Source organism: Streptomyces sp. NPDC045701, assembly GCF_056432045.1.
This window is the reverse complement of record NZ_JBWKJV010000098.1, coordinates 1-8,145: the sequence shown is the minus strand read 5'-3', so window position 1 is coordinate 8,145 and position 8,145 is coordinate 1. Positions and strand designations below refer to the sequence as shown.

8 protein-coding genes and 2 pseudogenes are annotated in these 8,145 nt (G+C 71.1%); 6 read left to right on the top strand and 4 right to left on the bottom strand.

Annotated elements, in window-relative coordinates; translation table 11 throughout:
• Nucleotides 1-965 precede the first annotated feature (965 nt).
• From AC07DW_RS32540 to AC07DW_RS32525, 4 genes and pseudogenes are all read right to left on the bottom strand, one after another.
• On the bottom strand, nt 966-1,532 hold the full coding sequence (locus AC07DW_RS32540; RefSeq protein ID WP_478861248.1) for a hypothetical protein: 567 nt from the start codon (nt 1,530-1,532) through the stop codon (nt 966-968).
• A gap of 9 nt (nt 1,533-1,541) precedes the next feature.
• A pseudogene (locus AC07DW_RS32535) lies at nt 1,542-3,037 on the bottom strand (SCO6880 family protein).
• Nucleotides 3,038-3,836: 799 nt separating this feature from the next.
• A complete protein-coding gene (locus AC07DW_RS32530) occupies nt 3,837-3,980 on the bottom strand; it encodes a hypothetical protein (protein WP_478861247.1) in 144 nt (47 codons plus the stop codon).
• A 272-nt stretch (nt 3,981-4,252) separates the two neighbouring features.
• On the bottom strand, nt 4,253-4,540 hold the full coding sequence (locus tag AC07DW_RS32525) for a hypothetical protein (RefSeq protein WP_478861246.1): 288 nt from the start codon (nt 4,538-4,540) through the stop codon (nt 4,253-4,255).
• 101 nt (nt 4,541-4,641) lie between these two features.
• Between AC07DW_RS32525 and AC07DW_RS32520 the strand changes: the two are divergent.
• The 6 genes and pseudogenes from AC07DW_RS32520 to AC07DW_RS32495 form a co-directional block, all read left to right on the top strand.
• Nucleotides 4,642-4,902 (top strand): annotated as a pseudogene (locus AC07DW_RS32520) (carbonic anhydrase); the annotation flags it as partial.
• 98 nt (nt 4,903-5,000) lie between these two features.
• Entirely contained in the window at nt 5,001-6,047 is a 1,047-nt protein-coding gene (locus tag AC07DW_RS32515) for a YihY/virulence factor BrkB family protein (RefSeq protein WP_478861245.1), read from the top strand.
• Nucleotides 6,048-6,591: 544 nt separating this feature from the next.
• The gene (locus AC07DW_RS32510; RefSeq protein WP_478861244.1) at nt 6,592-6,708 is read left to right on the top strand and encodes a DUF1508 domain-containing protein; all 117 of its coding nucleotides are present in this window, start codon (nt 6,592-6,594) and stop codon (nt 6,706-6,708) included.
• Between the two features lie 197 nt (nt 6,709-6,905).
• Nucleotides 6,906-7,268, top strand: coding sequence for a phage holin family protein (locus AC07DW_RS32505; protein ID WP_478861243.1), 363 nt, complete (start codon nt 6,906-6,908; stop codon nt 7,266-7,268).
• On the top strand, nt 7,265-7,729 hold the full coding sequence (locus tag AC07DW_RS32500) for a DUF3618 domain-containing protein (RefSeq protein ID WP_478861242.1): 465 nt from the start codon (nt 7,265-7,267) through the stop codon (nt 7,727-7,729). The genes AC07DW_RS32505 and AC07DW_RS32500 overlap by 4 nt, the downstream gene beginning before the upstream one ends.
• Nucleotides 7,726-7,992 carry a DUF4235 domain-containing protein gene (locus tag AC07DW_RS32495; protein ID WP_478861249.1) on the top strand — a complete coding sequence of 89 codons (267 nt, stop codon included), beginning with the start codon at nt 7,726-7,728 and terminating at the stop codon, nt 7,990-7,992. Before AC07DW_RS32500 ends, AC07DW_RS32495 begins: the two co-directional genes overlap by 4 nt.
• The last annotated feature ends 153 nt before the right edge of the window (nt 7,993-8,145 follow it).

Here is an 8,145-nt window from a genome sequence, read left to right as displayed (position 1 = left end):
GAAGAGGCTCGACGAGACATCACTCGATACATCGAGTTCTGGTACAATCGCAAACGTCTTCACTCGGCAGTTGGCTATCGTCCTCCTATTGAAATTCATGCCGAATTTCAGAGTTTGGGACTCGCTGCATGAAATAATCTGCCAGACCCTGTCCGAAAAACGCGAGGCCCCTCACGCAGGCCGGGCTGCGGCCACTCGTACGACCGCACCGACAAACTCGGCATGAGAGCTGGTACACGACCCGCCCGTTCTCGTCGTATGCCGGGCCTGCACAACGGCGTACCGCCAGCGGGATCCGTCCCACACGTACAGGGGGGCCGGTTGCTGGCCCGGCGGCCAGCTCCCGCTCCCCGCCCGTCGGCTGAGACTCCCTGGGCGACGTACGGGCAGGGGCGCCCCTGCCGCTGGTGCCAGCGCTTGTTTGTGTCGTGCACGGCCAGCTCCGATTCCGTCAGCTCCACGTGTATGGCGATGCCGGGCCGGCCGCCGACCTTGATCAAGAAATTGCCGCGTCCCGGGGGCCACCCGTACGTCCGTGGTGTCCCAGGCGGGGGGCGTGGACCATTCGGTCAGCCGCTGCTGCTCGATCCGGGACAGGCCGACGACCTGGGAAAGGCGCGGCATTTCGTCGCGGGGCAGGCCCGCGCAGATGACCATGTCCGCCCGCTCCACGAAATCCGGCCGCTTTCTGCCGGTCTTCCTCGGTGGGCAGCGCGAGCAGGTCCTGCATGGTGGGGGTGACCATCGCCATGCTGACGCCCCCGGTGCGTTTGACGCGGGTCAGGACGTCGACCCGTCCACCAGGCCGCTGGAGGCCCGCAGCACCCGCCACAGCTCATCCAGGACGAGGAAAAACCGCCGCTCCGGCTCCAGTCCGGCGTCCGCCAGCGCATGTGCGGAGGCGACCGCGCCGAAAACCGTAGCTCCAGCAGGACAGCAGGGCCGCCTGCAGCAGCACCTCCGAGTCATCGATGGAGCTGATGTCGAACACCACCGGCCTGTCCAACTTCATCGGCTCCGTGGTGGGGTACGCGAAGCCGTCCCGAGCCGCCCCTGTGTCCGAGGAGGCCGGCCAGGGAGGACTCCAGCCGTTCCGGTATGGCGTGGTACCGGATCAAATCCCCGCGGTCGAGCGCGGCCGCCCGCACCGGCTCCGGTGCGTCCTTGATGACCTGCAGCAGGTCTCCGAGGACGGGCACGCCGTCGTGCTTCTCGTCCAGCACGTTGAGCGCGGCCGCCAGGATCGTCTCCTCACGGTCCGTGGGCGGTTCCCGGCGGAGAATCGTGACTGGGGCGCTGAGCATGTTGAGGCGCCGACCGTGCGCGCCGGCCAGCAGAGCCCGCCGTGCGTCCCCGGTCAGCCGCTCAGCGGCCGCCAGGGACTCGCCGGGGTCGAGGATGTTCAGGTGGCCCCGTCCCCGGCCCAGGGTGATGACCTGCCCGCCCAGCGCCCGCACCAGGTCGACGTAGTCAGGTTTCAGGTCCCCGAAGATCATCGGATGCATGCCGTAGCCGCTCAGGCCCAGCGCCATGCGGCGGATCTAGAGGTTGTCGTGGACGGAGGTGGGCACGGCCAGGTGCAGCGGCAGGACGAGCCCGATCGGCAGGCACGCGGCGAACGCCGAGGCCTGGGAGCCCCATACGGGCCGCAGGGCGACCCGGGCGGGGGCAGAGAGTGTGTCGATGGCCGCCCGAGCGCGAGGCAGGTCCTCCCGGCTGGCGACCGTGGCGGTGACGAGCATGGCGAACCGGATCACGCCCGCCCCGGCCGCTTCTTCGGCCGCCGACTGTTCGGCGGCGCGCACGGCGATGTCGTCACGGGCCCGTCCGACCCGCCGCTGCTGCGCGCGGAACAGTGCGTCTTTCCGGTCCTGTTCCACGATCCGGGCGCCGGAGGCCGGGTCGTGCGGCCGGTACAGCAGGGACACCCGTTTGCGGGCGATGTCGGCGTGCGGGCCGAGCAGCCCGGTCAGGACGGAGGACTGCACCTCTCCGCGCGGCGCCTCACTCATCATCCAGGTGACCGAGTACGCCGAATCGTGCTGGTAGGAGTCCCGCGATTCCTCTGCCGCCGCCGGGCCCGCGTCGGCCCACGTCAGGCCCGACCCGCCGGCAGCGCGCGCTTTCTCCACCAGGGGTGCCACGGCCGGGTCGTAGGCGATGCGGACCGCCTCCGCCAGCTCCGTTGCCGTCATCGGCCGGGCCGCGCCCGCACCGGTCATCGACAGGCCCGACGTCAGGCCCGGCAGCCGGTTGCCCAGTAGTATCGCCATGTCGTCGGCCGTCTGCCGGGGGTGGCCGGGCCGGGCCGCCCCGCTGTAGGTGAGGGCGACCCGGGTGGAGATCTGAGCGGAGCCGGCCGGGTAGGTCTCCAGCACCTCCCGCAGCATGTCCTTGGCCAGCTGCGGGGCGGAGTCGACCAGGTTCCCCTCCACCTCCTGACGCAGCCGCAGACGGGTGCCGTCTCGATCGTCACGCTCGCCCCGACCAGACCGGGCTCCGTGCTGAGCCCGGCGAGCCACTGGCCCCAGTAGGCCACCCACACGTCGATCTGGTCCTGGTCGACCAGAGCGGCCCCGTCCGCATCGCACGTCAGCACGACGACGTGGTGGTTGCTGTAGGGGTAGGTGATCATGGCGAACGGGCGGCCGTAGGAGTCGTGCGCCTCACTCACGGTCGAGGACGCCGCCAGGCCCGGCAGGGCGCACGTGCCGTGCCCGGTCCGGCCCAGCGGCCCGGACCGGTACAGGTGGGCGCCCCGTTTGACGCTGCGGCGCCAGGCCAGGCGCCCGCCCAGCCGGGTCAGCAGCGTCCGCTCGTGCCGGTCGCGGATGGACAGCGGCAGGAGCACCAGGACGAGCGCGCCCGCCATACCGAGCGCGAGCACGACGGAGACGAGCATCGTCAGCACCACGGCGATCAGGCCGAGGAACAGCAGCAGCGTGCCCGCGAACGACAGGCTCCCGACGCCGGCCCGTTGGGGGCGGCGCCAGTTGCCGTACGTGCGCTGCTGCGGGGGTTCAACGGGTGCTGCCACGGGGTCCTCCACTCGATCCAGTGCCGCCGGAGCGGCCGGTGCCGGTGCCGGAGGGGCCCGAGCCGCCGCCCGGCCGGCCCTGGTTGGTGGGGCTGGGCTGACGCGGCCGCGAGGGGGCGCCGGAGGCCCCGGTTGTCCGGGCACCGAGGAACCGCCGCCCTGCCCGCCGCCGGTCGCCGGGCCGCCACCCGAGCGGGAGCCACCGCCCTGGGAGCCGCACCGCCACCGCGTCCGGACGAGCCACCGCCCGAGGGGCCGCCACAGGACGGACCGGCACCGCCGGGACCCCGGCCGCCCGCGGCCGACGCGCCGGACGCCGCCCCCGCGGCCGCGCCGGCGCCGCGCGCCTTGAGCATGAGCGCGCCGGTCGCCAGCCGGGCGGCCGCGTTGCCAGTGGACCGCCACCCTCACCCCCACCGGACGCGACGGATGGAAAGGCACCCCCGAGATCACCACCGCGTTCGTCGAGCTGGTCCGCGCCGCACCCGGCAGCCCCTGGCGCGTCAGCGCCCTGCAACGAGGTGAAGGTGCTGCGCGACCGGACCGGCGGGGTGGCGATCACCAAGGCGCGCCCGGTGCGTCGACTGCCCGGCTCGCCGCGCGCAACGGTAGGCGCCGACGTGTACATGTGCATGGCGGGTGAGTGGGTGCGATGGCCGGCCGTGGTGGACCGGGCCCGGCAGATCGGGGAAGCAGCGGGTCGGCGTAGCTCGGCGCCAGGTGCAGTCCGCGGGCGAGCCACCCCAGCAGGGTGACCGGGTCCCAGCCCGTGAGGACCCGGCAGCGCCCCGATCCACAGTCACGTCGTCGCGTACAGCCGCTTGCGCAGGTACAGCAGGGCCGCGGTGTCCGCGACGGCGGCCAGGTCGGTCAGCAGGGTGCGGATGGCCGCGTCGTTGCCGTCGCGGACCGCCCGCACGATCTGCTCGACCGTCTCACGCACGGACGGATCGATGCCTGCCGGACCGGCCGGGGCCCAACCAAGGCCGCCCGGTCCGGCAGGCTCGCCGGGCACGGCACCCGCCGGGGTTCCTGGCGCTGCCGTCATGTCATCCCCTTAACGGATTGTCCCCGTCGCAGGTCACGCCCCGCGCGAGGGCGGGCGGACCACGCTACGATCACGCCCGGCACGCCGACGGTACTGGGGAGCCGGGAGAGCCTGCACGGGGGTCAGGCCTGACCGCACCCCTGGGACTCGGCACGGCCCGCCAGGCATCAGTCCTCTTCTCCTGCCAGGCCACGGTCGGCCTCGTAGTGCGGGCAGGGCAGGCGGTGCCACGTCACTGTCAGGCGGTTTCCGGCCGCGGCGATGGTGCGGGCCTGGCCGTCGGTCGGCCCCGCCGCACAGCTGGGGCACACGAGCGTCTGCGTTCTCAGCTCGGCCAGCTCGTGGGTGTGCGGGTCGTTGCCGACCGGGTCGGACCAACGTCCGAAAGGCCCGTCCTGGCCGGGCCGCGCCCCCAGGGCCGGCGCGCCCTTGGCGCGGTGACTCCCATAGATCATTCGTCTATTCTCCCCGCTGACCCGCCGGGAATGCCGCCGACAGCCTGTAAAACAGCGAGGTCTGTATGACGTCCCGGATCGCAGGATTATGGGCTGCTGGCATGGCATCCACTCCTGTCTCTGCTGCCCAGACGCTTGACGCCTTGTTCGCCGGGAACCAGCGCTTCGTAGCCGGGGCCCCGCAGCACCCCAACCAGAACGCTGCCCGGCGGACCGAGCTCGCCCAGAAGCCCTTGGCGGTACTGCTCGGAGGCTCGGAGTCGAGGCTCGCCGCCGAGATCATCTTCGACCAGGGCCTCGGCGACCTGTTCGTCGTCCGCACCGCCGGCCACGTCCTTGGGCCCGAAGTCCTGGGCAGCATTTCGGCGACTACAGTACCCGTATAGCCCGGACTAAACGCGCTCCCGGCCTCCAGGTGAGGGCGGGGCATGAGGGACGCTGTCGTGGAAAGCCGCCAGGTATGGCACCCATCTCACCGAAGTCAGGCAACGGAGACGACCACGACCGCCTCGAGACGGGCCGGGACAGCGATGCGGGCCCGGATGAGCGGGTGGAGGAGCGGGCCCCGGACCAGCTCAGCGAGCTGCCCAAGCGCTCCTGGTGGGCGGTGCTGCGGGGTACCTTCAAGGAATTCAAGGACGACGAGCTCGCCGACCGGGCCGCGGCGCTGACCTACTACGGCGTGCTGGCCCTCTTCCCGGCTCTGTTGGTCCTGGTCTCCCTGCTGGGCATCGCCGGGGAGACGGCAACCAAGCAGGTCCTGGACAACCTCCAAAAGCTCACCCCGGGCTCGGCACGTGATATGATCAGCAGTGCGGTGCAGCAGCTGCAGGGCAACGCCGGTGTCGGATCGCTCCTGGCGATCGTCGGCCTGGCCGTCGCCGTGTGGTCCGCCTCCGGCTACGTGGCAGCGTTCATCCGCACCTCCAACGCCGTCTATGACATGCCAGAAGGACGCCCGGTGTGGAAGGTCCTGCCGCTGCGCCTGGCCCTGACCGTCGTGCTGATGATCCTCGCCGTCGTCAGCGCGCTGATCGTCGTGTTCACGGGCAGCCTGGCCCGGCAGGCAGGCACAGCCCTGGGCATCGGTGACAGCGCCCTGACGGTGTGGTCGATCGCCAAGTGGCCGGTCCTTGTCCTCCTGGTCACGATCATGATCGCGATCTTGTACTGGGCTGCCCCGAACGCCAAGGGCCGCGGATTGAAGTGGGTGACCCCCGGCAGCTTCCTGGCCCTGCTGATCTGGATGATCACCTCGGCCGGTTTCGCGTTCTATGTCGCGAACTTCGCCTCCTACAACAAGACCTACGGCACCCTCGCCGGCGTGATCATCTTCCTGGTGTGGCTGTGGATCACCAACATCGCCATCCTTCTGGGGCTGGAGTTCGACGCGGAGATGGCCCGCCAGCGCGCGATCGCCGGCGGCCACCCCAAGGACGAGGAGCCCTACGTCCAGCCACGCGACACCCGCAAATGGAGCGATGAAGAGCGCCGCCGCATGGAGTGAACACCGTCTGAACCGCCTCCGCGAGGGCAGCTGATCAGCATGAGGATTGTGGAGGCCCTGCGCGGGCGAGAACCGGCTGACCAAACGCATGGCGTCCTGGGATTCGGCCTGGGCCCGTGACCTGCTGCCGCCGATCGAAGACGCGGCCGAGCACACGAAACTGTGGTGGTCCACCGCCGTCCTCATGGCGGCCGGAGGAGGGTGGAGGAGCGGCCGGACAGCTCCTCCTTCCCCTCCGGGCACACTGTGGCCGCCGTCGCCTTCACCGCCGCCGTCACCCCGCCCTGGCCGTGGGCGGGCGCCGCCTGCGCCGTGCCGACCGTTCTGGTGGCGATCGAGCGTCCACGACGGCGCCCACTACCCCTCCGACGTCGCAACGGGAGCCGCCATCGGGCTGGCCGCGGCCGCACTGGTGCGCGCCACACCCCGCCTGCTTGTACGCCGCTTGGGGTAAAGCGCCGGCGCGGGGCGGGTGCCTGGCCGGTTGGGGGGTAACCGCGCCACCGACAGCACCGTGTACATCTCAAAGAGGAGGGGATCTGCCATGGCGGCTCGCTTCGAGGTACGGCACCAGCCGGCCAAGGGCTATCACTTCGTTCTGATCGCGACCAACGGGCAGGTCATCGCCACCAGCGAGCCGAGACGCACCGTTCCTGCCTGAACGGCATCGACTCGGTCAAACGCAACGCCGACGCACCCATCCAGGACACCACCGGGACCAACCAGGGCAGCTGAGCGGCGCGGCGCCGCCCGTGTGGCGTCGATGGCCGCCATCGTGCAGCCATCACCGGTCAGTGAAGCGGGGCAGTTGTGGGAGGACAAGGTGAAGGCAGAAAGCACCGACTCGGTGGGCGCGCGATGGTGACCCGCGCGTCGCAGCAGATCTCGGATCTCGTGCGCGAGGAGATGCAGCTGGCCGGGGCGGAGATGACCGCGAAGGGCAAGCGGTTCGGGATGGGCGGCGGCCTGTTCGGCGGCGCCGGCCTCGTGGGCTTTCTGGCCGCGCAGGCCCTCACGGGGGCTGTGATCGCCGCCGTGGCCCTGCTGCTCCCGTTGTGGGCCTCGGCTCTGATCGTCGCCGCCGTGCTGGCATCGGTCGCCGCCGTCATGGCGATGGCCGGGAAGAAGGAGACCGCCAAGGCCGGACCGCCCGTGCCTGAGCAGACCATCGACAGCGTCAAGGCCGACATGGCCGAGATCAAGGAGAAGACCCACCGATGAGCGACAAGCCCCAAGGCAGCGAGTCCGCCCCCACTCCCGAAGAGCTGCGCCAGCAGGTCGAGCACACCCGCGACGAGCTGGGCCAGACCGTCGAGGCTCTGGCCGCCAAAGCCGACGTGAAGGCCAGGGCGCAGGAGCAGGCAGCCGCCGTCAAGGAGCAAGCCGCGCAGAAGGCCGCACACCTCACCGACCAGGTCCGCGACAAGGCGGAACAGGCAAAGCAGCTGGTGAAGGACAAGACCCCCGACCCGCTACTCGACAAGGCAGCCGCAGCCGCAGCGCAGGTCCGCGACACGGCGTCCCGCGCCGGGCAGCTCGCCGCGGACAAGACCCCCGACCCCGTACGCGAGAAGGCCGGCCAGGCCGCGAGCATGGCACGGGCGAAGCGCACCCCGCTGCTCGCCGCGGCCGCCGTGCTCGTCGCCTTCCTGCTCATCCGACGCAGCCGGCGGTGCCGGTGAAGGCATCGAAGGTCGCCTACAAGCCGGTCGGTCTGGCCCTGGGCGCGGCCAGCGGCATGCTCGCCGGCGCGGCGTTCAAGCAGGCGTGGAAGATGATCGAGCACGACGACGACGCCCCGGACGCCACCGACCAGGACCGCTCCTGGCAGGAGATCCTCCTCGCCGCCGCCCTCCAGGGCGCGATCTTCGCCGTGGTCAAGGCCGCCGTCGACCGGGCCGGCCCCACCGCTGTCAGCCGTGTGACGGGCACCTGGCCCGGCTGACGCGGCCGAGAAACGGCGCCGGCGGGAGACCGCCGCCGACGGCCGTCCCGCAAGCCTGAGTGCCTGACTGAGAACCGGTGACGGTAAGTGGAGTGGCACGTTCGAGTGGTGTGGCCTGGAATGCCTGCAATGACGCCAGAGCTCCCGTAACAA

Excerpts from the sequence above, each read along its gene's own strand:
- AC07DW_RS32540 (WP_478861248.1), bottom strand. The coding sequence starts at position 1,532 with ATGGCGCTGGGCCTGAGCGGCTACGGCATGCATCCGATGATCTTCGGG.
- AC07DW_RS32525 (WP_478861246.1), bottom strand. The coding sequence starts at position 4,540 with ATGATCTATGGGAGTCACCGCGCCAAGGGCGCGCCGGCCCTGGGGGCG.
- AC07DW_RS32515 (WP_478861245.1), top strand. The coding sequence starts at position 5,001 with ATGGCACCCATCTCACCGAAGTCAGGCAACGGAGACGACCACGACCGC.
- AC07DW_RS32510 (WP_478861244.1), top strand. The coding sequence starts at position 6,592 with ATGGCGGCTCGCTTCGAGGTACGGCACCAGCCGGCCAAGGGCTATCAC.
- AC07DW_RS32505 (WP_478861243.1), top strand. The coding sequence starts at position 6,906 with ATGGTGACCCGCGCGTCGCAGCAGATCTCGGATCTCGTGCGCGAGGAG.
- AC07DW_RS32500 (WP_478861242.1), top strand. The coding sequence starts at position 7,265 with ATGAGCGACAAGCCCCAAGGCAGCGAGTCCGCCCCCACTCCCGAAGAG.